The organism is Klenkia sesuvii, from assembly GCF_037083825.1.
Classification (GTDB): domain Bacteria; phylum Actinomycetota; class Actinomycetes; order Mycobacteriales; family Geodermatophilaceae; genus Klenkia; species Klenkia sesuvii.
Map to the genome: position 1 here is coordinate 48,221 of NZ_JBAPLU010000009.1, position 24,025 is coordinate 72,245.

The 24,025-nt window shown below is 76.6% G+C and carries 25 protein-coding genes and 2 pseudogenes; 14 read left to right on the forward strand and 13 right to left on the reverse strand.

Annotated features, from left to right (window positions below; genetic code table 11):
- Positions 1–110 precede the first annotated feature (110 nt).
- Positions 111–815 carry a dienelactone hydrolase family protein gene (locus tag TEK04_RS10635; protein WP_336404316.1) on the reverse strand — a complete coding sequence of 235 codons (705 nt, stop codon included), beginning with the start codon at positions 813–815 and terminating at the stop codon, positions 111–113.
- A 50-nt stretch (positions 816–865) separates the two neighbouring features.
- A complete protein-coding gene (locus tag TEK04_RS10640) occupies positions 866–2,326 on the reverse strand; it encodes an MFS transporter (protein WP_336404317.1) in 1,461 nt (486 codons plus the stop codon).
- An 81-nt stretch (positions 2,327–2,407) separates the two neighbouring features.
- Here TEK04_RS10640 and TEK04_RS10645 point away from each other — a divergent pair, with 81 nt between their 5' ends.
- Positions 2,408–3,130, forward strand: coding sequence for a TetR/AcrR family transcriptional regulator (locus TEK04_RS10645; protein WP_336404318.1), 723 nt, complete (start codon positions 2,408–2,410; stop codon positions 3,128–3,130).
- Entirely contained in the window at positions 3,127–4,275 is a 1,149-nt protein-coding gene (locus TEK04_RS10650) for a lycopene cyclase family protein (RefSeq protein ID WP_336404319.1), read from the forward strand. The genes TEK04_RS10645 and TEK04_RS10650 overlap by 4 nt, the downstream gene beginning before the upstream one ends.
- A gap of 2 nt (positions 4,276–4,277) precedes the next feature.
- On the opposite strand, the gene TEK04_RS10655 is transcribed toward TEK04_RS10650, so the two are convergent.
- Positions 4,278–5,165, reverse strand: a complete 888-nt coding sequence (locus tag TEK04_RS10655; RefSeq protein ID WP_336404320.1) for an NAD-dependent epimerase/dehydratase family protein — start codon at positions 5,163–5,165, stop codon at positions 4,278–4,280.
- Positions 5,166–5,249: 84 nt separating this feature from the next.
- Between TEK04_RS10655 and TEK04_RS10660 the strand changes: the two genes are divergently transcribed.
- The gene (locus TEK04_RS10660; protein WP_336404321.1) at positions 5,250–5,399 is read left to right on the forward strand and encodes a hypothetical protein; all 150 of its coding nucleotides are present in this window, start codon (positions 5,250–5,252) and stop codon (positions 5,397–5,399) included.
- A 58-nt stretch (positions 5,400–5,457) separates the two neighbouring features.
- Here the strand turns inward: TEK04_RS10660 and TEK04_RS10665 are convergent, their stop codons facing one another.
- On the reverse strand, positions 5,458–5,931 hold the full coding sequence (locus TEK04_RS10665) for a YdeI/OmpD-associated family protein (RefSeq protein WP_336404322.1): 474 nt from the start codon (positions 5,929–5,931) through the stop codon (positions 5,458–5,460).
- A gap of 15 nt (positions 5,932–5,946) precedes the next feature.
- Positions 5,947–6,603 carry a DUF6518 family protein gene (locus tag TEK04_RS10670; protein ID WP_336404323.1) on the reverse strand — a complete coding sequence of 219 codons (657 nt, stop codon included), beginning with the start codon at positions 6,601–6,603 and terminating at the stop codon, positions 5,947–5,949.
- Positions 6,604–6,967: 364 nt separating this feature from the next.
- Here TEK04_RS10670 and TEK04_RS10675 point away from each other — a divergent pair, with 364 nt between their 5' ends.
- The 8 genes from TEK04_RS10675 to TEK04_RS10710 are packed head-to-tail and all read left to right on the forward strand — an operon-like array spanning position 6,968 to position 15,048.
- Positions 6,968–7,318: an NADH-quinone oxidoreductase subunit A gene (locus TEK04_RS10675; protein ID WP_336404324.1), complete on the forward strand. Its 351-nt coding sequence runs from the start codon at positions 6,968–6,970 to the stop codon at positions 7,316–7,318.
- Positions 7,315–8,478, forward strand: a complete 1,164-nt coding sequence (locus TEK04_RS10680; protein ID WP_336404325.1) for a hypothetical protein — start codon at positions 7,315–7,317, stop codon at positions 8,476–8,478. The genes TEK04_RS10675 and TEK04_RS10680 overlap by 4 nt, the downstream gene beginning before the upstream one ends.
- Complete coding sequence (locus TEK04_RS10685; RefSeq protein WP_336404326.1) at positions 8,471–9,373, forward strand: NADH-quinone oxidoreductase subunit H; 903 nt, start codon at positions 8,471–8,473, stop codon at positions 9,371–9,373. Before TEK04_RS10680 ends, TEK04_RS10685 begins: the two co-directional genes overlap by 8 nt.
- Entirely contained in the window at positions 9,370–9,936 is a 567-nt protein-coding gene (locus tag TEK04_RS10690) for an NADH-quinone oxidoreductase subunit J (RefSeq protein WP_336404327.1), read from the forward strand. The genes TEK04_RS10685 and TEK04_RS10690 overlap by 4 nt, the downstream gene beginning before the upstream one ends.
- Positions 9,933–10,235, forward strand: a complete 303-nt coding sequence (locus tag TEK04_RS10695; protein WP_336404328.1) for an NADH-quinone oxidoreductase subunit NuoK — start codon at positions 9,933–9,935, stop codon at positions 10,233–10,235. The genes TEK04_RS10690 and TEK04_RS10695 overlap by 4 nt, the downstream gene beginning before the upstream one ends.
- Positions 10,232–12,100, forward strand: coding sequence for a proton-conducting transporter transmembrane domain-containing protein (locus TEK04_RS10700; protein WP_336404329.1), 1,869 nt, complete (start codon positions 10,232–10,234; stop codon positions 12,098–12,100). The genes TEK04_RS10695 and TEK04_RS10700 overlap by 4 nt, the downstream gene beginning before the upstream one ends.
- Positions 12,097–13,590, forward strand: a complete 1,494-nt coding sequence (locus TEK04_RS10705; protein ID WP_336404330.1) for a complex I subunit 4 family protein — start codon at positions 12,097–12,099, stop codon at positions 13,588–13,590. The genes TEK04_RS10700 and TEK04_RS10705 overlap by 4 nt, the downstream gene beginning before the upstream one ends.
- Positions 13,591–15,048 (forward strand): NADH-quinone oxidoreductase subunit N, encoded by a 1,458-nt coding sequence (locus TEK04_RS10710; RefSeq protein ID WP_336404331.1) that lies wholly within the window; start codon positions 13,591–13,593, stop codon positions 15,046–15,048.
- 44 nt (positions 15,049–15,092) lie between these two features.
- Here the strand turns inward: TEK04_RS10710 and TEK04_RS10715 are convergent.
- From TEK04_RS10715 to TEK04_RS10750, 8 genes and pseudogenes are all read right to left on the reverse strand, one after another.
- Positions 15,093–15,800 (reverse strand): annotated as a pseudogene (locus TEK04_RS10715) (GntR family transcriptional regulator); the annotation flags it as partial.
- Positions 15,685–16,590: a DMT family transporter gene (locus TEK04_RS10720; RefSeq protein ID WP_336404332.1), complete on the reverse strand. Its 906-nt coding sequence runs from the start codon at positions 16,588–16,590 to the stop codon at positions 15,685–15,687. The gene TEK04_RS10720 and the pseudogene TEK04_RS10715, both read right to left, overlap by 116 nt.
- 30 nt (positions 16,591–16,620) lie before the next feature.
- Positions 16,621–17,427: a DNA-formamidopyrimidine glycosylase family protein gene (locus TEK04_RS10725; protein ID WP_336404333.1), complete on the reverse strand. Its 807-nt coding sequence runs from the start codon at positions 17,425–17,427 to the stop codon at positions 16,621–16,623.
- Between the two features lie 31 nt (positions 17,428–17,458).
- Positions 17,459–19,030 (reverse strand): AtzH-like domain-containing protein, encoded by a 1,572-nt coding sequence (locus TEK04_RS10730; RefSeq protein ID WP_336404334.1) that lies wholly within the window; start codon positions 19,028–19,030, stop codon positions 17,459–17,461.
- On the reverse strand, positions 19,027–19,464 hold the full coding sequence (locus TEK04_RS10735; RefSeq protein ID WP_336404335.1) for a cupin domain-containing protein: 438 nt from the start codon (positions 19,462–19,464) through the stop codon (positions 19,027–19,029). Before TEK04_RS10735 ends, TEK04_RS10730 begins: the two co-directional genes overlap by 4 nt.
- Before the next feature lie 9 nt (positions 19,465–19,473).
- Positions 19,474–20,214, reverse strand: coding sequence for a cysteine hydrolase family protein (locus TEK04_RS10740; protein ID WP_336404336.1), 741 nt, complete (start codon positions 20,212–20,214; stop codon positions 19,474–19,476).
- The gene (locus TEK04_RS10745; RefSeq protein WP_336404337.1) at positions 20,211–20,966 is read right to left on the reverse strand and encodes an SDR family NAD(P)-dependent oxidoreductase; all 756 of its coding nucleotides are present in this window, start codon (positions 20,964–20,966) and stop codon (positions 20,211–20,213) included. The genes TEK04_RS10740 and TEK04_RS10745 overlap by 4 nt, the downstream gene beginning before the upstream one ends.
- A complete protein-coding gene (locus tag TEK04_RS10750) occupies positions 20,963–21,742 on the reverse strand; it encodes a creatininase family protein (RefSeq protein WP_336404338.1) in 780 nt (259 codons plus the stop codon). The genes TEK04_RS10745 and TEK04_RS10750 overlap by 4 nt, the downstream gene beginning before the upstream one ends.
- A gap of 94 nt (positions 21,743–21,836) precedes the next feature.
- On the opposite strand from TEK04_RS10750, the gene TEK04_RS10755 reads away from it, so the two are divergent.
- The 3 genes and pseudogenes from TEK04_RS10755 to TEK04_RS10765 all read left to right on the forward strand — a co-directional run bounded on the left by TEK04_RS10755 (position 21,837) and on the right by TEK04_RS10765 (position 23,906).
- Entirely contained in the window at positions 21,837–23,126 is a 1,290-nt protein-coding gene (locus TEK04_RS10755) for an amidohydrolase family protein (RefSeq protein ID WP_336404339.1), read from the forward strand.
- Between the two features lie 331 nt (positions 23,127–23,457).
- Positions 23,458–23,556, forward strand: a pseudogene (locus tag TEK04_RS10760) (NAD(P)-binding protein); the annotation flags it as partial.
- 146 nt (positions 23,557–23,702) lie between these two features.
- Positions 23,703–23,906, forward strand: coding sequence for a hypothetical protein (locus TEK04_RS10765; RefSeq protein ID WP_336404435.1), 204 nt, complete (start codon positions 23,703–23,705; stop codon positions 23,904–23,906).
- Positions 23,907–24,025 lie beyond the last annotated feature (119 nt).

Below are 24,025 nucleotides of genomic sequence, written 5' to 3' on the forward strand. Positions count from 1 at the left end.
CACCCCGACGGTAGGCGTCGTCCGGGATCGTGTCGAAGCCGGCAGTGCGCCGTCCGGCGCGGTCGAGCGGAGCCGGGTGATCGGGCGCCCGAGGTCAGGGGGCGCGTCGGTCACCCTGCCCCGCGCAGGTGGACGTCGAAGAACGCCAGGATCCGCTGCTTGGCGTCGGCCGCCGATGCGTGGTCGTAGCCGACCCCGGCCACCTTCATCATCGGCGTCAGCGGCGACGCGGCCGCCAGCCGGTTGATGAAGCCGTGCCGGGCCCGCGGGTACTCGTGGACGTCGGCGGTCACCCCTGCGGCGTCGGCGGCCGCGCGGAGCTTCGTCGCCGCACCCGGCAGGCTGGTGTCCCGCCCACCGAAGCTGGCCACCACCGCGCAGGCGCCGGCGAGGACGTCGGCGACGTCGTCGGGGACCTGCCCGTAGTTCACTCCCGCCGCCGACCAACCGGGCCGGCCGGCCAGCAGGAGGGCGAACCCGCCCCCCATGCAGTAGCCGATGACCCCGACCACCCCGGTGCAGCGGTCGTCGGCGGCCAGCGCCGAGCGGGCGGCCTCCAGCTGGTCGAAGACCGGGCCCTGCCGTCGGGCCAGCTGGGCGAACGTGCCCTTGAGGCACCGCACCGCCGACCTACCGCCGTAGAGGTCGGGCATGACGACGACGTAGCCGGCGGCGGCCAGCCAGTCGGCCTGCTCGTGCATGTCGTCCCCCGGTCCGAAGGCGTCGTGCACCAGCACGACACCCGGCCAGGGACCGGGCCGGTCGGAGGTGGGCACGGGGACGGCGAGGTAACAGGCTCGGTCTGCGGTGGTCATGGGCCGATCGTGCTCCTGGGCGGTGGAAGGCGCCGGTCAGCGGTCATCGGTCAGTGGTCGTCGGTGGCGCGGGAGTCGGTCAGGGACAGGGCGCCGTAGGTGGCCACCACCCCGACGACACCGGCCAGCAGCAGGTAGGTGGCCCGCTCACCGCTGAAGAACGAGTGCACGAGGTCGGAGGTCCAGACCCCGGCGGGCAGCGTCGAGGTGACCAGCGCGGCGATCATCGTGCCGACGACGGCGGTGCCCAGGCTGCTGCCGACCTCCTGGGCGGTGTCGTTGAGCGCGGCGCCGATCGAGGTGCGGTTGGCCGGCATCGCCTCGACCAGGGCCACGGCGCAGATGGTCATGATCGTGCGCAGCCCGACGGTGAGCACGACCATCGAGACCGCGATGGCGGCGTATCCGTGCTCGACGCCCCAGGCCATGCCCAGCAGCGACACCGTCAGCAGGCCGGCGCCGACCAGGCAGGCGGTGCGGTGCCCGAACCGGCCGGCCAGCCACTCGGCGACCGGGGTCGCGGCGAGCATCGTGACGATCACCGGCAGGTTGGCCAGCCCGGCCTTGACCGGGCTCCAGCCGTAGGCGTACTGGAAGTGCAGGATCAGCCCGAACAGGACGCTGGCCATCGTGATCGACGCGGCCATCTGGGTGATCGCGGCGCCGCGGGCGGGGCCGGCGGCGAACAGGCCCAGGTCGAGTATGGGGAACTCCGTGGCGCGCTCGTGCCGCACGAACCAGGTGCCGGCGACCACGGCGCCCAGCGCAGCGGCGAAGGTGATCGGGGACAGCCAGCCGTGCTCGACGCCGCTGGTGAGGGCGTAGCAGCCCAGCCCGACGGCGGTGATGGTGAGCACGGCCCCGGGTAGGTCGAGCGGGTCGCTCGTGAGGTCCTCGCGCCGGTCGGCGGGCACGCCGAACCGGACGCCGACCCAGGCGACGAGCGCGACCGGGGCGTTGACCAGCAGCAGCCAGGTCCAGTGGACGTGGGCCAGGGCGGTGCCGCCGAGCAGCGGGCCGAGCACGAAGCCGGACATGCCGACGACCATCACCACGGTGATGGCCCGCATGCGCAGCTTCTCCTCGGCGAAGAGCCGGAAGACCAGCGACATGGTCACCGGGGCCATCGCGGCGGCGGCCAGCCCGAGGGCGGCGCGCAGGGCGATCAGCTCCCCCGTCGTCCCGACGAGCACGGCGGCGAGGCTGACGACGCCGAAGGCGCCGAGGCCGGTGAGCAGCACGCGCCGTCGTCCGAGACGGTCGGCGGCCGACCCGGCGGTGAGCAGCATCCCGCCGAAGGTGAGGGAGTAGGCCCCGGTGACCCACTGCAGGGCGGTGGTGCCGCTGCCGAGGTCCCGGCCGATGGTGGGCAACGCGATGGTGAGCAGCGTGTTGTCGACCATCTCGACGAAGAAGGCCAGGCAGAGGGCGGCCAGTGGCAGCGCCGCGGCGCGCAGCGACGGGTACGTCGACGCGGCGGCGGTGCGGCCGGGTGCGCTCGTGGTGGGCAAGGAGACCTCCCAGAGGATCGAACAGCGTTCGATCGTCGAACGCCGTTCGAAAGATAGAACGCCGTTCGATAGAGTGCAAGCATGAGTGACCGACCCGCTGCACCCGCCCGGCGCGGGGCGCAGCGCCGACGGATGGCCCACTCCCTGGAGACCGTGCTCACCGAGGCGGTCGCCCTGCTGGACGAGGGGGGTGAACCGGCCCTCACGTTCCGGGCCCTCGCCACCCGGCTCGGCGGCGGCGCCGCGAGCATCTACTGGTACGTGGCCAACCGTGACGAGCTGCTCGACCGGGCCACCGACGAGGTCATGCGCCAGCTGCTCGAGCACACCGCCGACCTGGTCGACGGCCCCGACCCGGTGGCCGACCTGCGCGCGCTGTCGCTGGCCCTGTTCGACGAGATGCGGCGACGGCCGTGGTTCGGCTCCTACATGCTGCGCAACACCGGTCTGCAACCCCACTCGATGCTGATGTTCGACCGCATCGGCCAGCAGCTGATGCGCCTGGACCTCACCCCGCGCCAGCGGTTCCACGCGGCGTCCTCGCTGGTGAGCTACATCGTGGGCGTCGCCGCCGACCTGGCGCAGCCGCCGCCGAAGGAGTTCCTGGACAGCGGCCTGGAGCCTGCCGAGTTCCTGGCGCTCTACGCCGACCGGTGGCGGGCATTGGACCCCGAGGACCACCCGTTCGCCCACCACGTGGCCGACGAGTTCGCCGGCCACGACGACGAGGACGTCTTCCGCTCCGGGCTGGACCTGCTGCTGGCGGGCATCCAGGTGCAGGCCGGCGAGCGCGGCCGAGGATGACCTCCCCCCGCTGGGACGTCGTCGTCGCCGGAGCCGGTCCGGCCGGTCTGGCGGTCGCCGCGGCCTGCGCCGACCGGGGCCTGTCGGTGGCCGTCGTCGCGCCGTCGACCCGACCCTGGACGCACACCTACGGCCTGTGGGCCGACGAGCTCGCCACCGCCGAGACCACCCTGCTCGGCGGGGCGGCCGCAGGCGCGCGGTACCCCACGACGCTGGTGCGCACCGGCGCCGGCGACCACGACCTGCGCCGGCCCTACGCCCGGCTGGACAACGAGCTGGTGCACGCCACCCTGCTGGAGCGGGTGCGCGCCGCCGGCGGTGAGCTGGTCACCGGCCGGGTCGGGCAGGTCCGCGACGGCCGGGTCGCCGTCCTCGACGACGGTGCCGAGCTGACCGGCACGGTCGTCGTCGACGCCCGCGGCGGAGGCCCGGGCACCGCCCAGCAACGGGCCTGGGGCGAGCGGGTCGCGGGCCCCGTGCCCGACGTCGTCCCGGTGGGCGGCGCCCTGCTCATGGACTGGACGGCGCTGCGCGACCCGGCCGACCCGCGGCCGCCTGCCTTCCTCTACGGCATGGGCCTGGACGACGGCACGGTGCTGCTGGAGGCCACCTCCCTGGCCGGGCGACCACCGGTCCCGCTGCCCGCCCTGCGCGACCGTCTGCACGCCCACCTCGCCCGGCACGGACTGCGCAGCGTGGGCGAACCCGAGAAGGTGGCCATCCCGCTCGACGCCCGCGCCACCGGCACCGGCGGGGTGCCCGTGGGCGCGGCGGCCGGGCGGGTGCACCCCGCGACCGGCTACAGCGTCGCGAGCTCGCTGCGGCTGGGTCCGGTGGTCGCCGACGCGGTCGTGGGCGGGGCGGGACCGGCCGAGGTGGCGGCCCTGGTCCGCTCCCGCCGACGCCGGGCGACCCTCGGCCTGCTCGGCATCGGCCGCGAGGTGCTCCTGGGGCTGGACGAGGCCGCCACCGACAGGTTCTTCCAGGCCTTCTTCACGCTGCCGTCGCGGGCGTGGGCGGCCTACCTCGACGTCGACAGCTCCCCCGCCGCGGTGGCGGCGGCGATGCTGCGCGTGGCGGCGGCCCTGCCCGCCGCGGGCAGGCGCACCCTCCTGACCGGGGTGGTCCGCGCGCTGCGCAGCTGACGTCACGACGTCCGGGCGAGGCCCTCCCGCAGCTCGGCGAGCGCCTCGGCCAGGCCGACCTGCGGGCGCCACCCCCACCGCCGGGCGCGGTCGGGGCTCAACCGGCCGGTCCACACCGGCTCGTCGGTCCACTCCGGCGCGGCGCCGACCGCCTCGCCGACGGCTCCCAGGTAGTCGCCCCAGGTGGCCGGCTCCCCCGCCAGCAGCACGGGTGTCGCGGCACCCGGGACCGGCCCGTGCTCGGGGTCGGACGACTCGGCGACGGCACCGACCGCGACGTCGGCGATGAACGTGGCCAGGTCCTGCACGTGCACCCACGGCCAGCTCTTGGCCGGGTTCACGCTGCGGTCGCCGTCGACGAAGGCCTGCGGGCGCAGCGTGTTCCACACCGACGTCGGGCCGGCCCCGGCGATGGCCGGCGGCCGGACCAGCACCGTGGTCAGGCCGACCTCGGCCAGCGCGAGGTCGGCGGCGTTCTTGGTGTCGGGGTAGTCCCCGCTGCCGTCGGGCAGCAGCGCGGCGTCCTCGGCCAGGTCGCCCTGCTCGGGTGAGCGGTCGTAGACCCCGGCCGTGGAGACGTGCACCAGCCGGGCCACCCCGGCCTCCCGCGCTGCCCGGGCCTGCCGCGCGGTGCCCTCGACGCCGACCTCGTGCTGCGCCTCCCGGGAGGAGCCCATCGGGTGCACGGTGGTGACCAGCGCGTCGGCGCCGGCCAGCACGTCGGCGGCGTCCCCGACGTGCTCGGCGACGCCGTCCAGCTCGGGGGCGGTGCCGGGACGCCGGACGACGGCCCGCACCTGCGCACCCCGGTCGGCCAGCGCGCGGCAGACCGCGGCACCGACCAGACCGTTCGCACCGGTGACCACGACGACGGCTGCGGGGTTGCTCATGCCCCCACCCTGCGTCGGGACCGCCGGTCGCGCAGCCCGGCGGAGTGGCCGCCGGCCTGGTTCACTCCCCGCATGGTCGCCCCGATGCCTGGTCCGCTGGACCCCAGCCAGCCCGTGCCCGACGACCCGGGCGAGCTGCTGCCCGACACGCCGGACACCCTCCCCCCGGCGCCGGTCGAGCCCACCCCCGACGACCCGGGCGGCGACCCCGGCGGGGTGCCCGAGCCGGCGTGAGCGCCCGGGGCCGGCGAGGTGACCGGCCCCGGGGAGCCACGCCCGGCGCCGGTCACCCTCAGCCCGGCGCCAGCGACCGGACCAACGCGGCGATCCGCGTCTGCCGAGTGGTGTCGCGGACGGCGTCCTCGACCGGCTGCAGGGCGCGGCGCCGCTCGGACGGGCGGCGGCCCTCGAACACCGCCAGCCGACCCGCCACCTCCAGCGCCCGCCGCACGTCGTCGGGCAGCGGCACGTGGTCGGGGTCGGCCGGGCGCAGCCGGCACCGGAGGACGTCGCCGGCCTCGGCCCGCACCCGGCGCTGCAGGGCCGGACCGACGTAGCAGAACGCCCGAGCGGCCACGTCGGCCCGGTTGACGCCCAGGTTCACCGGGACGTCGTCCAGGAACCCCTCGACCCGGCGGGTGCCGGCCGCCCGCACGGCGTCCTCCACCAGGTCGTCCAGGTAGAGCACGGTGTAGGTGTTCCTGCCCCACGCGAGCAGCTCCAGCCGCGCAGCCACGTCGACGTACTCCCGGGGCTCCACGGTCACGGAGCGATCATCGGGTCACAGCAGCGAGACCACCAGGGCGAACCCGGCGGCGCCGAGTACCAGCGCGGGGGCCAGCCAGCGCAACGCCGCACCCCACTGCCGGTCGTGCAGGCCCAGGCCGGCGAGCAGACCCAGCCCGACCACTCCGGACACCACGGCGTAGTCCCAGTACCGCAGGACCGCACCGAACACGACCACGGCCTCGGTCAGCCAGACGGCGACCAGCAGCGCCGCACCGGCTCCCCGCCAGCGGTCGGTGCGGGTCCACCAGGCCCACCCGGCCAGCCCCAGCACGGCGCCGCCGACCAGCCCGCCGCCGGTCCACACCAGCACCCACGGCGTGCTCGCGGCGAACCCCCGTGCCGCGGCGACCAGGTAGTAGCCGGGCACCTGGGCCGTGCAGGCCAGCACCCCGGCGAGCGCAGCCGTCCGCGGCGAGCCGGCCCGGGCGCCGACGACGAACGGTGCCAGCAGCCAGGGCCCCACGGCGTTCGCCAGCCCAGCCAGCACCGTGCCGCCGAGCAGCGTCTGCGCGGGTGAGGTCAGCGCGCCGACGAGCAGCCCGGCGGCGAGGGCGACCAGCAGCAGGCGCGCCGGCGGAGTACCGCGCCGGGAGCGGGTGGTCGGGGCGGCGGCGGTCGGGGCAGTGGCGGTCGGGGCAGCGGTGGTCACGGTGTCGAGTGTGCGGGCGGGAGCGTCGCCGGCGCATCGGCCCTGGGTCCGATCCTGGGTCCACCCGTGGGCGGAGCACGACCGGGCACACGTGCTGGGTGCTCAGCGTCGCCAGCCGCCTGATGCCCCCGCTGCTCCGCGCGATGCGCCGCACGGTCGCGCCCGATGGCGCGGCGTCCGGGCAGCACGTCGTGCACGTCCACGGCGGCACCTGGTCGGCCTGCTCCGCTGACCCTGGACGGTCGACCAGCCGCACGGCCGGCGGCCCGCCGCGGCGTCGTCCGTCCCGTCCCGCGCTGCGGGCCGCGACCTCCACGCCGACGATGGTCGACGCAACCAACCCCCTGCGCCGAGCTGGAGCCCGATGCCCGCCTACCTGGACCTCGCGGTGATGGCCGGCACCGGTGTGCTGGGTGTCGCGCTGGTCGTGGGCCTGGGGCACCGGCTGGCCGCCGCGCCGCCGGACCGGCACGTGCTGCCGTTCTCCGGGGGCCGCCGGCCCACCGAGCACGCGCTCTCCCGCTTCCACGCCCGGTGGTACCCGGTGACCCTGCTGTTCCTCGCCTTCGACGTCGAGATGCTCTACATGTACCCGTGGACCGTCGTGGTGGCGCGGGTCGGCGTCGGCGCGGTCGTCGAGATGTTCGTGTTCCTGGGTGTCCTCATGGCCGCGGTGGTCTGGGCCTGGCGCGAGGGGGCGCTGCGGTGGACGTGAGCGGTGCCCTGACCCGGCTCGCCGCCCGCCGGCTGCACGTGCTCCTGGTCGAGGCCCGCGGCGCGACCGCGGTGCGCTGGGCGGCGGAGGCGGAGCTGGACCGGCGCGGGTGGGTGGTCGCCGCGTCGGCCGCCGACGCCGACGTCGTGCTGGTCTGCGGGACACCCGGCCCGGCGCTGGCCGCCCTGGCCGACGCCGTGCTCGACCTGCTCCCCCGCCCCGCGGACCGGGCGGCCGCCGCCACCCCCGAGGAAGTGGGCACCGCCCTGGACGGCGCGCTCGCCCGGTGGGCCACCGGCGGGCTGCCGCGGGCCGGCCGAGCGGCCGGCGCCGAGGACGGCGACGGCGACGGCGACGGCGGCAGCGGCGACGGCGGCAGCGACGACGGCGGCAGCGACGACGATGACGGCGACGACGGCGGCGGCATGGACATGAGCGGCCCGGGTGGGGTGCCGCTGGCCGGCGGGGCCGAGGACCGGGACGGGCTGGAGATGGACGTGCTGCACGTGCCGCTCGGGCCGGTGCTGCCGGCGTGGCCGGCCGGCCTGGTGCTCACCGGCACGCTGGCCGGGGACGTGGTCACCGGCGCGGGGGTCGACGTGCTGCCGGCCGCAGGTCCCGCACCGGGGGCCGTGCCCGCAGCGGTGCCGGTGCGCCCACCCGGCGGGGCCCTGCGCGCCGACCTGGTCGCCCGGGTCCTCACCCTGGCCGGCCGCGCCGACCTGGCGGGGCGGGCCCGCACGGCGCGGGGGCTGCTGCTGGCCGGCGACCCCTCGGCGGCGCAGCGGCAGTGGGTGCGGGTCGGCCGCGCCGTCGGCAGGTCCCGGGGGCTGCGCTGGTCGCTGCGCGACGTGGGCGCCCTGGACGGGGTGCTGCTCGCCGAGCACCGGGTCCCCGCCGGGCTGGCCGGGGACGTCGCCGACCGGCTGGCCGCGGCCCTGGCCGACCCGCTGTCCCACCCGCTGGACGCCGAGCCGCTGGACGCCGGTTCCGCAGGCTGGCCCGGGCCGGCTCCGGCGGGCTGGCGCGCCCGGCTGCTGGGCCTGCTCCCCGGGCTGGTCACCGGCGCGGAGCTGGCCGGGGTGCGGCTGGTGCTGGCCAGCCTCCCCGCCGACCTCACCGCGGTCGTGCCCGAGGTCGAGCAGGTGCGGCATGGGTGAGGTCACCGCGGTCGGCACCGGCTGGGTGCCGCTGGCGGCCGCGGTGCTGCTGGCCACGACGGCGGTGACCGCGACCGCCGACGGGGCGCTGCTGGGCCGCCCGGACCGGCCGTGGGCCGAGGCCGCTCGGCTGCTGCGCCAGCAGCGCCGCACCACCCTCGCCGCGGACACCCTGCTGGGCCGCGGCGCGGTGCTGCTCGCCCCCGTCGTCGCACTGCTGATGGTCGCGGTGGTGCCCCTGGGCACCTGGACCGTCGCCGACCTCGGTGTCGGGGTGGTCTGGTTCAACGCCCTGGACGTGGTGCTGTGGGCGGTGTTCTGGCTGGCCGGCTGGGGCGCGAACAGCGCGCTCGCCCTGGTCGGGGCCTACCGGTTCCTGGCCCAGGCGCTGGCCTACGAGCTGCCGCTGATGTTCGCCCTCGCCGCGCCGGCGGTGGCCGCGCAGAGCCTGCGCCTGGGCGACGTGGTCGCCGCCCAGCAAGGACTGTGGTTCGTCGTGTGGATGCCGGCGGCCTTCGCCGTGTACTGCACCGGGGTGCTGGGCTTCACCGCCCGCGGCCCGTTCGCCGCGCCCGTGTCGGCCGACGTCGCCGGGGGGCTGGCGGCCGAGCTGTCCGGCGTGGACCGGCTGCTGCTGGCCGGCGGCCGCTGGCTGCTGCTGGTGGCCGGGGCCGCGTTCGGGGTCACGGCCTTCCTGGGCGGGGGCGGCGGTCCGCTGCTGCCGGGCTGGCTGTGGGTGCTGGTGAAGACCGTGCTGCTGTCCCTGGTCCTCGCCGCGGTGGCCCGCCGGCTGCCGCTGTGGCGGGCCGACCGGTTCACCGAGGTGGGCTGGCTGGTGCTGCTGCCGGTGGCGCTGCTCCAGCTGCTGGTCGTCGCCGTCGTGGAGGTGCTGTGAGCGTGCTGTCGGGGATCGTGTTCTGGGTGCTGGGGGCGCTCGCCGTCGGCACCGGCGTGGCCGTGTTCCGGGTCGACTCGATGGCCCGGGCCAGCTACGCCCTGGCGGTGAGCTTCGCCGCGGTCGGCCTGGCGCTGCTGCTGGTCGACCTGGAGTTCGTCGGCGTCGTCACCGTGCTCATGATGACCATGGAGATGGCCGTCATGGCGGTCTTCATGGTCATGTTCATGGGGATGAACCCGGCGTTGATGCCGATGAGCATGACCCACGGCACCCGCACGCCGGCGGTGCTCGCCGTCGGCTGCTTCCTGCTGCTGGGCTCCGGTTCGGTCCTGGTCCCCTGGCCGACCCGCGAGGGTTCACCCGCCGCCGACCCCACCGCCAGTCTGGGGCTGGCCCTCATGGAGTCCAAGATGCTGGTGATGCTCACCGTCAGCGCGGTGCTGTTCGCCACCGTCGTGGCCGCCCTGTGCCTGGCCGCGGCGCGCACCCGCTACGACCGGTTCGGCGACGACCTGCGCTCGCGGCCGGTCGACCCGATCCGCGGCGGGGTGGGCCGGTGACCCTGCAGACGGTCCTCCTGGTCGCCTCCGCGCTGTTCAGCGTCGGGCTGTACGGCGCGCTGTCCCAGCAGGTCGTGGTGATGGTGATGATGGGCCTGGAGCTGATGCTCAACGGCGTCGTCCTGGCCGCCGCGGCCTTCTGGTGGTTCCTGTCCCCCTCCCCCGACGGGCAGGTGCTGCTGCTGGTGGTCATCACCGCGATGACCGTGGAGATGGCCATGGGCTTCGCCGTCGCCACCCTGCTGCACCGCACCGCGGGCACCGACAGCGCCGAGTCGGTTGCCGAGCTGCACGGGTGAGCGCCGTGCTGCTCGGGGTCCTGGTGGGCCTGCCGCTGCTGGCCGGGACGGCGTTGTGCCTGCTGCCGGTGCGCCGCCCCGCACCCGTCGCCGTCGCGGTGGCGGTGGTCGTCGCGGTGGCCGCCGTCGTCGCGGCGATCCGCCGGCCCACCGGCGGGTGGGCGTTCCTGCCGCTGGTGGAGGGCGGTCGCGCCGAGCTGGCCGTCGACGACCTGGCCGCGCCGGTGCTGGTCGCCGTCGGGGCGGTCGCCGCCCTGGTGCTGCTGACCGCAGCCCTCTCCGGCGAGCCCCGACCGGCCCGGTTCTGGGGGCTGATGCTGGTCTTCACCGGCTCGGTGGTGCTGACGGTGACCGCGACGACGCTGCCGGCGCTGCTGCTGGGGTGGGAGGTCATGGGCGCCTGCTCCTACGCGCTGATCGGGCTGCGCTGGTCCGCGCCGGCGACGGTCGACGCGGGGGCCGCCGCGTTCCTCACCACCCGGACCACCGACCTCGGGCTGTACCTCGCCGGTGGCGCCGCGCTCGCCGGCGGGGCCGGCTGGTCGCTGGACCGGTTGCCCACCGCGGCCGGGCCGTGGCTGCACCTGGCTGCTGCCGGTGTGCTGGTGGCCGCGCTGGGCAAGGCCGCGCAGCTGCCGTTCTCGGCCTGGCTGTCCCGGGCCATGGAGGGTCCGGCCCCGGTCAGCGCCCTGCTGCACTCGGCCGCGATGGTCGCGATGGGCGGCTACCTGCTGCTGCGCACCGCCCCGCTGCTGGCCGCCACCGGCTGGGCCGGGCCGGCCGCCGCCTGGACCGGCGCGCTCACCGCGGTCGCCCTGGGCGCGGTGGCGGTGGCCCAGACCGACCTCAAGCAGCTGCTGGCCGCCTCCACCGCCGCGCAGCTGGGCTTCGTGGTGCTCGCCGCGGGGGTGTCGGCGACCGCGGCCGGCAGCGCCCAGCTGGTGGCGCACGCGGCGGTGAAGGCCGGGCTGTTCCTCGCCGCCGGGGCCTGGCTGACGGCGATCGGCAGCAAGCAGCTGCCCGCCCTGCGCGGCGCGGCCCGCCGCCCCCGCGGCCTCGGCGTGCTGGCCACCGTGGGGCTGCTCGCGCTGGCCGGGGTGCCACCGCTGGCGCTGTGGTGGACCAAGGACGCGGTGCTCGCGGTGGCCGGCGAGCAGTCGGTGCCGCTGCAGCTGGTGGGCCTGGTGGGCGCGCTGCTCTCGGCGGCCTACGCGGGGACGGCGCTGCGGGTGCTGTGGTCGCGTGCGGCGCCGGCACCCGGGGGCGACGAGCAGACCCCCACCGGGCACGTCCCCCGCCTGCAGCTGGTCCCCCTCGGCGCCCTGGCCGTCGGGTCCCTCGTCCTCGGTGCGCTGGCCCCGGGCACCGCCGGCCCGGCCGAGCTGGTGGTCAGCGGCGCCCTGGCCACCGCGGTCGTGCTGGTGGTGCTCCGCCACCCGGTACCGGCCCCCCGGTGGGCAGCTCGCTGGCTGGGCCTGCCGGCCGCCACGGACCAGGTGGTGCGCGGCCTGGCCCGGGTGGTCGCCGGCGCCGCGCGCATGGAGCGCCTCGTGGGACGCGGCACCGCCGGGGTCGCCCGCGCCGTCCCCCGGTCAGCCGCCGCGGTGGCCGTCCTGGACGACCGGGGGCCGGGCGCGGTGGTGCGCGGGGCCGGCCGAGCACTGCCCCGGCTGGCCGGGGCCGCAGCGACCCTGGACGACCGCGGCCCGGGCGCGGCGGTGCGCGCGGTCACCGCCGGCGCCCGCTCGCTCGGGGTGCTGGCCCGGCGGCCGCAGACCGGCCTGGCCCACCAGTACTACGCCCAGGTGCTCGTGGCGCTCGCCGTCGTCGTGGCCGCCGTCCTGCTGTCGATCGTGGTGAGGTGAGCGTGCTCGAGCTGGTCGTGCTCGGTCCGGTGGTGGCCGCGGCCCTGCTGGCGGTGGTGCCGGTGACCGACCGGGCCGCGCGGTGGGTCTGGCTGGCGGTGACCCTGGCCGACCTGGCGCTGCTGGCCGCGCTGGCGCTGGCCTACCGGACCCCACCGGCCGGCGGGCTGGCGTTCGAGCGGCAGGCGACCTGGATCCCGTCGGCGGGGGTGGGCTACCACGTCGGGGTCGACGGGCTGTCCCTGCCGCTGCTGCTGCTCACCGGGGTGGTGTTCGCCGCCTGCGCGGTGCACGCGCTGCGCGAGCAACGTCGACCCCGGGCCCAGGCGGCGCTGTTCCTCTTCCTGCAGACCGCCTGCCTGGGCGTCTTCGTCGCCCAGGACCTGGTGCTCTTCTTCGTCTTCTTCGACCTGACGATCGTCGGCATGTGGTTCTCCATCGCCGGCTGGGGCCACGGGGACCACCGCCGCTCGGCGCTGCAGTTCTTCCTCTACACCTTCCTGGGCAGCCTGGTCCTGCTGGCCGGGTTCATCGGCGTCTACGTCGCCGCCGACCCGCACACCTTCGACATCCCCACCCTCGTGGCGGCCGACCCGCTGGGCGACCACCCGGTCGGCGGCGCGGTCGTGCTCGGGCTGGTGCTGCTGGGCCTGGCCATCAAGACCCCCCTGGTGCCCGTCCACACCTGGCTGCCCCCCGCGCACACCGACGCCCCGGCCATCGGGTCGGCGGTGCTGGCCGCGGTGATGCTCAAGCTGGGCACCTACGGGTTCGTCCGGGTCGCGATGCCGGTGCTGCCCGACGCCTGGCGGGCCTGGGCGTGGGTGGTGGTCGCACTCGGGGTGGTGTCGGTGCTGTACGGCGGCCTGGTCGCCCTCGCCCAGACCGACGTCAAGCGGCTGGTCGCCTACACCTCGGTGACCCACATGGGCTACGTCGCGGTGGGCCTCGGGGCGGCCGGGCTCATCGACCGCGGCGACCCGGTGCTGCGCCAGGTGGCGACCACCGGTGCGGTCACCCAGATGGTCAGCCACGGGCTGCTCGCCGGGGCAATGTTCCTGCTCGCCGGTGCACTGCACGACCGGCGGGGCAGCTACGCGCTGGCCGACTACGGCGGGCTGGCCCGACCTGCGCCGCGGTTCGCCGCGCTGTTCGGCGTCGCCGCGTTCGGTTCGCTGGGCCTGCCCGGGTTCAGCGGCTTCGTCGCCGAGTTCCAGGTGCTCAGCGGGAGCATCGGGACCACCGCGTGGGCCGCCGCCGCGGTCCCGGGCATCCTGCTCACCGCCGTGCTGCTGGTGCGGGCCACCGGGTCGCTGCTCACCGGGCCCACCCGCGGCCGGGCCGTCGGGTTCACCGACCTGCGCCCGCACGAGGCGGTGCCGGTGGCCGGCCTGCTGGCGCTGTCGGTGCTGGTCGGGGTGCTGCCCGGTCCGCTGCTGGCGTGGGTCACCCCGGCCACGGAGTCCCTGGTCGCCCTGGTCGGCGGCTAGGTGTACGCCGACCTCGTCCCCGAGGCCTGCCTGCTCGGCGGTGCCGTCGCCTGCCTGCTCGGGGGCTCCTTCCTGCCCCGGACGCGGCAGTGGGTGGCCCGGGTCGTCGCGGTCGCCGCGCTGCTGGGCTCGCTGGTCAGCGCCGTGGTCACCGCCGTGGTCGCCGGCGCCGCGGGGCCCACCACGTTCGACGGCAGCTACGCCCTGGACGGCGGGACCACCGCCGCCCGCGTGCTGGCTGCCGCCATCACCCTCGTGGTGGTCGCGCTGGGCACCGCCGAGCTGGCCGGCGACCGGCGGGAGAGCGAGACGTACTGCCTCCTGCTGCTGGCCGCGCTGGGCGTGGTCGTGCTGGCCGGCGCCTCGGACCTGCTGGTGCTGGTCGTCGGGTTCCTGCTGGCGTCGATCCCGGTGTACGGGCTGGTGGGGCTCGGCCGCACCCGTCCCGGCACCGAGGCCGCCGTCCGCACCTACCTGCTCGGTGCCCTGGCCGGCATCCTGCTCATGCTGGGGGTCACCCTGCTGACCGCGCTGGCCGGCGGGTCGACCTACCGCGAACTGGCCGAGCGGTTGCCGGGCGCGCCGCTCGCCGCGGTCGGCGTCGGCGTCCTCCTCGTGCTGGTCGGCCTGCTGTTCGAGGCCGGCGCCGTCCCGCTGCACCCGTGGGTGCCCGACGCCGTCCAGGGCACCCGGACGGCGGTGGCCGCGTTCCTGACCACCGTGCCCAAGGTGGGCGCCCTGCTGGCGCTGTCCCGGCTGGTCGAGACCGTCCCCGCCGCGGTGCCGGTGCGGCCGGTGGTCGGCGGGCTCGCCGCGGCCAGCCTGGTGCTGGGCACCTTCGCCGCGTTCGGCCAGCACGACCTGCGCCGGTTGCTGGGCTGGTCGACGGTCAGCCAGGTCGGGTTCCTGCTGGTGCCGGTGGCGGCGGCCGGTCGGTCCCCGCTGGCGGTGGGTTCGCTGGTGCTCTACCTGGCCGGCTACGCGGTCACGACCCTGGCGCTGTTCGCCGTCCTGGCCGCGCTCCCCCAGCAGCGCACGCTCACCGACGTCCGGGGCAGCGCGCGGGCGCACCCCTGGCTGACCGCGGTGGTGCTGCTCGGCCTGCTGGGCACCGCGGGCACACCGCCCACCGCGGTCTTCCTCGGCAAGCTGACGACCTTCACCGCCGCCTGGGAGGCCGGCCTCGCCTGGTTGGTCGTCGTGGCGGTCGCGGCCACCGTGGCCAGCCTGTTCTACCTGCTGCGCTGGGGTGCGGCGGTGCTGCCGTGGTCGGCGCCGTCAGGGCCCGGAGCGGCGGCCGAGCCAGCAGACCCCGAACCAGCGGACCCCGAGCCGGCAGACCCCGGACCGGCGGGGCGGTGGGCGGCGAGCACCGCGGTGCTGTGCGCCGCCGGCGTCCTGGTGCTCGGCGTGGGCGGCGACGTCGTGCTGTCCGGGACGGCGGCGCTGGTCCGCTGACCGGCCCGCGCGGCCAGGATGACCGCCGTGCTGCGGTCCAGGTGTTCGCGCACGGCCGCCGGCCCGCGCTGCTGCACGTCGTCCAGGTAGGCCTGGTGCTCGCCCACCAGCGCGCCGACGTCGTAGGCCGGGCGCACGTGCACCAGCAGCAGGAGCACCTCGGAGTGCAGCCGGGCGTAGGCCTCGGTGATCCGCGGGCTGCCGGCTGCGGCCACCAGCGCGAGGTGCACCTGCGCGTGCGCGGTGGCGACGGCCGGCCAGTCGTCGTCCGGGGCGTCGGCGAGCTCGGCGACCGCTCGCCGGGCCGCGGAGAGCACCTCGTCGGGCCACCGCGTGCCGTGCGCCTCGCCGAGCAGCCGCACCGCCTCCCCCTCCAGCGCGCCGCGCAGCTGCTGCAGGGCCACGACGTCGGCGTCGGCGAACGCGGCGACCCGCACGCCCCGGTAGGCCTCGGCCACCAGCAGCCGCTCGTCGACCAGCCGGGCCAGCGCCGCCCGCACGGTGTGCCGGGAGGCTCCGGTGGCCGCGGCGAGGTCCTCCTCCCGCAGCGGCTCCCCGGGAGCCAGCGCACAGGTGAGCACCCGCCGCCGCAGGTCGTCGGCCAGCCGGGCCGTCGCGGTCGGCCCCGGCGCCGCCTCACGCCGCCGCGGCACTCGCGACCACCCCCGCGCGCCGCCGGCGGGCCGTGAGGACGGCGATGCCCAGCCCGAGCACCGCCACCCCGGCCCCGGCCGCCGGGGCCAGCCGCTCACCCAGCACGCCCACCCCCAGCAGCGCCGCGCACAGGGGCTCGGCCAGGGTCAGCGTCGCGACGGTGGTCGCCGGCAGCCGGGCCAACCCGTAGCCGAACAGCAGGTAGGCGACGGTCGTGGTGACCACGCCCAGCCACAGGGTGAGCACCAGGCCGTCGACGGTGAGCAGGCCGCCCGGGCCGGCCACCAGGAGCACCGGCAGCGCCACCGCCGCGGCCGAGCCGAACACCGCGCCGACCGACCGGGTCGGTGCCCACCCGCGGTCGAGCAGCTCCTTCACCGCCACGGCGTAGAGCGCGTACGAGGCGCCCGCGACCACCGACCAGAGCACCCCGGCGCGCCACGAGCCGCCGCCCGACCCGGCGGCGACCAGCGCCAGCCCCACCAGGGCCAGCGCGGTGGCCGCCCACCACCGGCGCTCGGGCCGGCGTGCACGCAACCCGGCGTCCAGCAGGCCGGTCACCACCGGTGCCGAACCGAGGGCGACGACGGTGCCGATCGCCACGCCGTTCGTCGTCGTCCCGGCGAAGAAGGTCGGCTGGTAGGCCAGGACACCGACCGCACCCCCGGCCACCACCCACCCGGTGGGCACCCGGGCCAGCAGCCCGACCCCGCCGGCCGGGGCCGAGCCGGTGCCGCGGAGGACGCAGAGGGCGAGCAGCCCGCCGCCGACGACGATGCGGGCCAGCCCGACCACCAGCGGCGAGGCGTCGACGTCGAGGAGGGCCTGCGCCGTCCCGGTGGTGCCGAAGCCGACGGCGGCCAGCAGCACCGCGACCACGTACCTCACGCCGCGGATTGTTGCACAATCCTCCCGGGGTCAGGTCTGGCAGCGCGGGCACCACCACGTGTGCCGCACCCCGGGGTCGTTCGGCACCTCGGGCGAGAACTCCAACCGCGTGCCGCACCGTCGGCAGGGCTCGCCGGTGCGGCCGTAGACGTAGTACCGCTCCCCCGGTCGGGTGTTGCCGGTGGTCACCCGCCCCGGCCCACCGGGCTGCACCGCGAACCGCATCGCCCGCACCGCGAGCCTGACCAGGGGCTCGACCTCGACCTGCCCGACCGGGGTGAGCGGCAGGTGCCCGCGCAGGAACGCCAGCTCGTTGACCCACACGTTGCCCAGCCCCAGCACCAGGCGCTGGTCCAGCAGCGCGGACACCAGCGGCCGGTCGGGCTGGGACTCCAGGTTCGCGGTGGCCTGGGCGACGACCTCGGGCACCGGACAGGTGTCGTCGAGCAGGTCGGGGCCCAGGTGACCGACGACGGTGTGCTCGGCCTCGGTGGGCAGCAGCTCGACCACCGGCAGCCGCAGCCCGATCGCGGTGGGCCCGCTGGTGGCGAGCACCAGACGGGCGTCGCCCATCAGCCGGCGCGGCAGCAGCTTGCCGTGGCCGACGATGCTCCACTCGCCGTCCATCTCCAGGTGGGTGTGCAGGGTAACCGCTCGGCCGTCGTGGTCGAAGCGGGTCAGCATGTGCTTGCCGCGCGGGACCACCGACAGCACCCGGGCACCCGAGAGGTCGGCGGTGGCGAACCGGGGGACGCGGAAGTCGCTGCGCTCGACCTCGGTGCCGGTCAGCACCTGCATCCGGCGCGCGAGCCGGTAGATCGTGTCACCTTCGGGCATGAGGGCTCCACCGTAGACACGGTGCGGCCGGTCAGCCCGGTGGGACCGGCGTCCGCCCCCACGCCGCAAGCAGGGCGGTCAGCGCGGTGTCCGAGCCGGGCGCCCCGAGCAGCGCCAGCCCGACCGGGAGACCGTCCACGAGCGCGGCCGGGGCCACGGCCGAGGGCACCCCGCCGACCCCGGCCAGGCAGGTGAGCCGCAGCGTCGCCGCCCGCAGCGCGGCCTTCTCGGCGGTGGTGGCCTCGAGCCGGGGGCCGGTCGTGCTGGTGGCCGGGGCGAGCACGGCGACACCTGGGCCGATGCGGGCGCGCAGCTGCGCCCGCGCACCGTCGAGCACCTCACGGGCGGCGGCCTCCTCGCCGGGAATGACCGCCGCCGCGTCGGCGAAGCGCTGGGCGATGCCGGGACCGAGGACGCCGGGGTGCGCGGTGACCCAGGCCCCGTGGGCGGCCCAGGCCTCGGCGCCCTGCACCGTGCGGAAGGCGGTGAACCAGGCCTGCTGCTCGTCGGGCTCGGTGAGGCGCACGCTGCGCAGCGGGAGCCCGGACGCCGCAGCCAGTTCGCGGGCGGCGCCCAGCAGGGCGTCGGCCTCGGCCGGCTCGGCGAGGTCGAGCTGGTCCTGCGCCAGCACCAGCTCGGTGATCGACGCCGCCGCGGGTAGCAGCACCTGCGCCACCCGGTGCAGCAGGTCGGCGTCGCGGCTCAGCCAGCCCACCGTGTCGAAGCTCGGGGCCAGCGGCCGCACGCCGTCCAGGGACAGCGCCCCGTGCGTGGGGCGCAGGCCGTGCAGGCCGCACCACGACGCCGGCACCCGGATCGACCCGGCGGTGTCGGTGCCCAGCCCGAGGTCGGCCTGCCCGCGGGCGACGGCGCTGGCCGGACCGCTGGTGGAGCCGCCGACGACGCGCGTCGGGTCCCACGGGTTCACCGGGCTGCCGGTGTGCACGTTGGTGCCCGAGATGCTGTAGGCCAGCTCGTCGGTGGCCGCGATGCCGCGCACGTGCGCGCCCGCGGCGAGCAGCGCGGCCAGCGTTGGGGCGTGGGCGGGCTCGGGCCGGGCCTGGGCGAGCGCCACCGGGTTCCCCGACCCCACCCGTTGCCCGGCCACCGCGATCAGGTCCTTCACCGCGACCGCCGTGCCGTCCAGTGGACCCCGCCCGGTCGGGGCCACGAGCGGAGAGCCCAGCACCCGCCAGGTGGCCGGGTCGGTGATCGGCTCCAGCGGCTGCGGGCCGGAGCTCACGTGCGCCACCCGCACCTGCCAGTGCACGGCACCCCGCTCCCACACCTGGGTCTGCAGCCCGCGCGTGCCGTCAGGGCGCAGCGTCTCGGCGACGGCGGTCGCCAGGTCGGGACCGTGCACCACCACGTGCACCGCGGTCACGGTCCGGGCCGGCGCGCCACCGCGGTCGCGGCGGTACTCGCTGATCGCCTCGTGCGAGACCAGCACCCCGCCGGCGTCGGCGCGCAGCGTGGTGGGCCCGGGGGCGAACAGCGCATCCAGCTCGGGGAGGTCGTCGGCGGCCAGCGCGCGCTCGTACCGGTCGACCGCGGCGCGGACCTCGGCCTCGACGTCCGGCCCCCCGGCGTCCGCGATCGTCACGCCGCGCTGAGGACGGCGCCCAGCACCGCGGCGTCCTCGGCGTCCAGCTCGGCCTCCGGGCCGGTCAGGATGAGATCGGCGAAGCCGCCGTCGTTCTCCATCACGGTGATCGTGTAGAGCCGCTCGGTCGCCGAGGTGTTGACGATGTGGTGCACCGACGTCGCCGGCAGCACGATGACGTCCCCCGGGCCGAGGTCGGCGACGTGCTCGTCGCTGTGCGCCCGGGCGGTGCCGCGCAGCACGACGAAGGTCTCGGTGGAGGCCTCGTGCGAGTTGTCCGGCTGCGAGCCGCCGGGCTCCCAGATCTCCAGCACGACGGTGGTGCCCGACCCGTCGGCCGGGCCGGACAGGACGGCGAGCCGCACGCTGCGGTTGTCGCCGATGTGGTGCGGGGTGATGTCGGCCAGCGACTTGACGACGGGGGCCAGGGCCACGGGACGCTCCTAGGTGTCGAGGCCGGCGCGCAGCTCGGCCGAGGTGGTGGTGAACCCGAAGCACTGGCGCACGTTGTAGAGCGTCGCGTCGGTGCAGAAGCCCGGGGACGTGGTGCCGCACAGGTCCTCGACCAGGACGACGTCGTAGCCGAGGTTCGCCGCGTCGACGAGCGTGGCGTACACGCACTGGTCGGTGTTGAGCCCGGCGAACAGCAGGGTGTCCACCCGCAGGTTGCGCAGCACCGAGTCCAGCGGGGTGTCGGGGAAGCCGCTCATCCGGTGCTTGGCCACGTGCAGGTCGGCGGGCTCGGGCACCAGCTCGTCGACCAGCCCGGCCGACCAGGAGCCGAGCTGGAGCACCCGCGACCCGCCGGGCAGCGGGTCCCCGATGCCGGTGGAGGCGCCGTCGGGGTCGTAGACGTGCCGGACGCCGGGCGGCAGGTTGGCCCGGTCGGGCCGGGTGCCCCAGGTCAGCCACACCACGGGGACGCCGGCCGCCCGCAGCTCGGGCAGCACCGCCGCCAGGGCCCCGATCGGCCCGGCGGCGCCGGAGACGTCGACCCCGATGGAGGCCAGCCAGCCGTGGGGGTGGCAGAAGTCGTTCTGCAGGTCGACCGCGACCAGGGCCGTGCGCGACAGGTCGAGCGTGAGCCGCTGGGGCAGCGCACCGACCTCGACCGGCCGGGGCTCGACGGCCGGCCGCCGCAGGTCGACGTGCTCGGGCGAGAGGGTCCAGTCGTTGCGGCTCAATGCGTGACCATCCCGCCGGCCACGTTCAGCGCCTCGCCGGTCAGGTAGTCCGAGTCCGACGACGCGAGGAACAGTGCGGCACGGGCGACGTCCGCGGGCTCGCCGAGCCGGCCCAGCGGCGACCTCGCCGACCACCGGGCGACGTCCTCGGCGGTGCGGGTCCCGGCCCCCATCTCGGTCAGCACGTACCCCGGGCACAGGCAGGTCGCGGTGATGCCCAGCGGGCCGAGCTCCTCGGCCGCGGCCCGGGTGAGCCCGATGACGGCGGCCTTGGACGCCGCGTAGTGCGCCTGGCCCGCTCCCCCGGCCTTGCCGCCCATCGAGGCGGTGTTCACGATCTTCCCCACCACGTCGCCCGGGAACGCGGGTGCCCGCTCGGCGACCATCGCGGTCACCGCCACCTGGGTGGTCACCAGCATCGCGCGCACGTTGACCGCGAACACCTCGTCCCACTCCGTGGGCTCGATGTCCAGCAGCGGCGCGAACCGCAGGATGCCCGCGTTGTTGACCAGCACGTCGACCCCGCCGAGCGCGTCGACGGCCGACTGGGTGGCCGTGCGGGTGGCGGCGACGTCGGCCAGGTCGACCTCGACCGCGTGGCCGCCCACCTCGGCGGCCAGCTTCCCCGCCTCCTCGGCCAGCACGTCCACGACGGCCACCGCGGCGCCCTCGGCGGCGAAGGTGCGCACCATCGCCGCGCCGATGCCGCGGGCGCCGCCCGTGACGACGACCCGCTTGCCGGCCAACCTCACCGGCGGGGGCCGGGGTCGAAGCGGGCGACCTCGGCGAACGCCTCGCCCAGGTAGGTCAGCATCGCCTCGGCCTTCTCCTTGCCGTGCTCGGCGGTGGCGGTGCTCGCGTCGCCGATCACGCCGTCGGGGCCGAAGTCGTCCGACGTCCAGCCGAAGCTGACCGACCCGCCGAAGCGCACGTGCCGGTACTCGGTGAGCTGCTCGGGGACCCAGCGCTGCGCCTTGTCCATGTCGACCAGCTCGGGCCGCAGGTGCAGCATCAGCGAGGTCTCCTCGTGGCCGCCGTGGATGCCCAGGCCCAGCTCGCCCTCGGGGCTCTGCCCGCCGTGGTCGGCCGGCAGCGAGGGGTGCAGCGTGAAGGTGCGCAGGCCGTGGGCGATCCGCAGGTCGCGCGCGGCGACCTGCAGCAGGGCGGAGTTGCCGCCGTGGCCGTTGACGAACGCCAGCCGCCGGGCCGGGGTCTTGGTGATCGAGGAGCCGAGGTCGTGCAGCACGCTCATCAGCGTCTGCGCCGAGAGCCAGAAGGTGCCGCAGCTCCAGTGGTGCTCGTTGCTCTTGGTGTAGGCCAGCGGCGGCAGCAGCCACAGGTCCAGCTCCTCGCCGAACTCCGCGACCGCCCGCTCGGCCATGCTCTGCGCGGTGATCAGGTCGGTGGCGACCGGCAGGTGCGGGCCGTGCTGCTCGATCGCGCCGGTCGGCAGCACCAGCACCGAGTCCGGGCCGAGGGCGTCGGCGATGGCGGGGGCGGTGAGCTCGGTGAGCAGTCGGACGGTCACGGCACCGGACGCTAGGACCGGGTCGTTGCCGTGCGGTGACGACTGCGTTCCAGCCGACACCTGCGTGGAACACGCGCCTGCCAGGGTCGGTGGCGTGATCGACGTGACCGGGGCCGTGGCCGTGCTCGGATCGACCTCGCGGGAGGTCGCCTGCGGCGACGACGGCCGGGTCACCGGCTTCGCCGCCGCGGGCGGTGAGGTGCTCGACGCCACCGGCTGCGTGGTGACGCCGGGCCTGGTGAACGCCCACCACCACCTGCTGCAGACCGCCTTCCGCACCCTGCCGGGCACCCGTGGCGTGCCGATGGCGCAGTGGTTGCCGACGATGGCCGCCGCCTACGCCGCCGTCGGCGTCGACCCCGAGCTGGCGCACGCCGCGGCGTCGGCCGGGTTGGCCGAGGCACTGCTGTGCGGGGTGACCACGGTCGCCGACCACCACCTGACCTGGCCGGCCGGCGACCTCGACGTGGGCATCGCCCGCGGCGTTGCCGCGGCCGCGGCGCAGCTGGGTGCCCGCCTGGTGTTCGTGCGCGGCTCCGCCCGGGACGACGCGGCCACCGCGGCGGCCTCGGCCGACGCGATCGCCGGTGCGCTGGTCCCCCACGGCGGGGTGACCGCCGACGGGATGCTGCAGGTCGCGGTCGGACCGGCCGGGGTGCACAGCGACGGCCCGGAGACCTTCCGGCTGATGGCCGAGGTCGCGGCCGCCCGCGGGCTGCGCCGCCGCACCCAGGCCAACGAGCAGGTCGACGTCGACGTCGCGGCCGAGAAGTACGGACGGCGCCCCCTGGAGCTGCTCGAGGAGTGGGGCTGGCTGGCCCCCGACGTGACCCTGGCCCACCTGTGCGGGGTCACCGAGGCCGAGGTCGCCCGCCTCGCCGCGGCCGGGGTGAGCGCCACCCATGCCCCGGGCTGCGACCTGCCGATGGGCTGGGGCATCGCACCGGTGGCCGCCCTGGCCGACGCCGGGGTGCCGGTCGGGCTGGGCACCAGCGGCGGCGGGTCGAACGACGCCGGGCACCTGCTGGCCGACGCCCGGTTGGCGATGCAGGTCGCCCCGCTGATGGGCCGGCCCCTCGCCGCCGAGGAGGTGCTGGGCATGGCCACCCGCGGGTCGGCCGACGGCCTGGGCCGCCCCGACCTCGGCCGCCTCGAGGTGGGCGCCCGCGCCGACCTGGTCTGCTGGGACGTCACCGGGGTCGCCGACGTGGGCGTCGCCGACCCCGTCGCGGGCCTGCTGTGGGCCTCCCCGGGCCGGCGTCCCAAGCACGTGGTGGTCGGCGGCCGCGTCGTCGTGCGGGACGGGCGGCTGGTCACCCGGGACGAGGCCGACGTCGCCGCCGACCTCCGGGACCTGCTGACGGCACGCGCTGCGTCCCGGTGAACCGGGCGACCTTCTCCCCCACGCACGTCGTGCCCTGCGTCGCCTGAGTGAGCAGAACGGTCTGCGTCGCCTGAGTGAGCAGAACGGTCTGCGTCGCCTGAGTGAGCAGAACGGGCTGCGTCGCCTGGGTGAGCAGGGCACGAGGTCGGCTGGCGAGGTGTTGGTGCCACCGTGGTCCGGGAACCGCGGGCCCGCCGCCCCGACCACCGTCCCCACCGGCGCGACGACCCGGTTCACGGTGGGCAGCAACAACACGGCGATCGACTGCTGACGTCCAGACCTGCGACCGGATGCAACACGGACGTCACCGCCCGCCGGGACAGTGCCCGCCATGGCGACGACCGTGGTGGTGGACAGCGGGCACAACGGTCTGGCCTGCGCGGCCTACCTGGCCCGCGCCGGCCACGACGTCACCGTGCTGGAGGCCGCCGACGGTCGCGTGCGCACCGGCGCCCGGGTCGTGCGGGTGCTGGCCGAGGGGGCGCGGGTGCGCGGGGTGCTGCTGGCCGACGGCGCGGAGGTGCGCGCCGACGTCGTGGTCAGCTCGGCCCGCACCTCCCGGCCGGGTCCGAGCGCATGGTGGCCCGCTGGACCGCCCGCACCACCCCCGACGGCTACGGGTCCGAGCTCGACGCAGTCGTCGGCACGCTGCCGGCCTTCCCCCGGGTCGAACGGCTGCAGGACGTGGTCGGCCCGTTCGACCAGCACGCCCCCACCGTGACGATCGCACCGGGCACCGCCGCGATCGAGCGGGCCCACGCCGCCCTGGGCCGGGGGTGAGGTCGCCGCCCGGCCGATGGCGCTGGTCAAAACCCCGTCTGCGCTGGACCCCACGATGCGGTTCGGTGCGGACCACGTGCTGTCCCTCGGGGTGCTCTGGACGCCGTACGCCCTGCCCG

Bases quoted from the DNA above. Each gene is read 5' to 3' on its own strand.
- TEK04_RS10635 (WP_336404316.1), bottom strand. From the start codon at position 815: ATGACCACCGCAGACCGAGCCTGTTACCTCGCCGTCCCCGTGCCCACC.
- TEK04_RS10645 (WP_336404318.1), top strand. From the start codon at position 2,408: ATGAGTGACCGACCCGCTGCACCCGCCCGGCGCGGGGCGCAGCGCCGA.
- TEK04_RS10650 (WP_336404319.1), top strand. From the start codon at position 3,127: ATGACCTCCCCCCGCTGGGACGTCGTCGTCGCCGGAGCCGGTCCGGCC.
- TEK04_RS10655 (WP_336404320.1), bottom strand. From the start codon at position 5,165: ATGAGCAACCCCGCAGCCGTCGTCGTGGTCACCGGTGCGAACGGTCTG.
- TEK04_RS10660 (WP_336404321.1), top strand. From the start codon at position 5,250: ATGCCTGGTCCGCTGGACCCCAGCCAGCCCGTGCCCGACGACCCGGGC.
- TEK04_RS10675 (WP_336404324.1), top strand. From the start codon at position 6,968: ATGCCCGCCTACCTGGACCTCGCGGTGATGGCCGGCACCGGTGTGCTG.
- TEK04_RS10685 (WP_336404326.1), top strand. From the start codon at position 8,471: ATGGGTGAGGTCACCGCGGTCGGCACCGGCTGGGTGCCGCTGGCGGCC.
- TEK04_RS10725 (WP_336404333.1), bottom strand. From the start codon at position 17,427: ATGCCCGAAGGTGACACGATCTACCGGCTCGCGCGCCGGATGCAGGTG.
- TEK04_RS10765 (WP_336404435.1), top strand. From the start codon at position 23,703: ATGGTGGCCCGCTGGACCGCCCGCACCACCCCCGACGGCTACGGGTCC.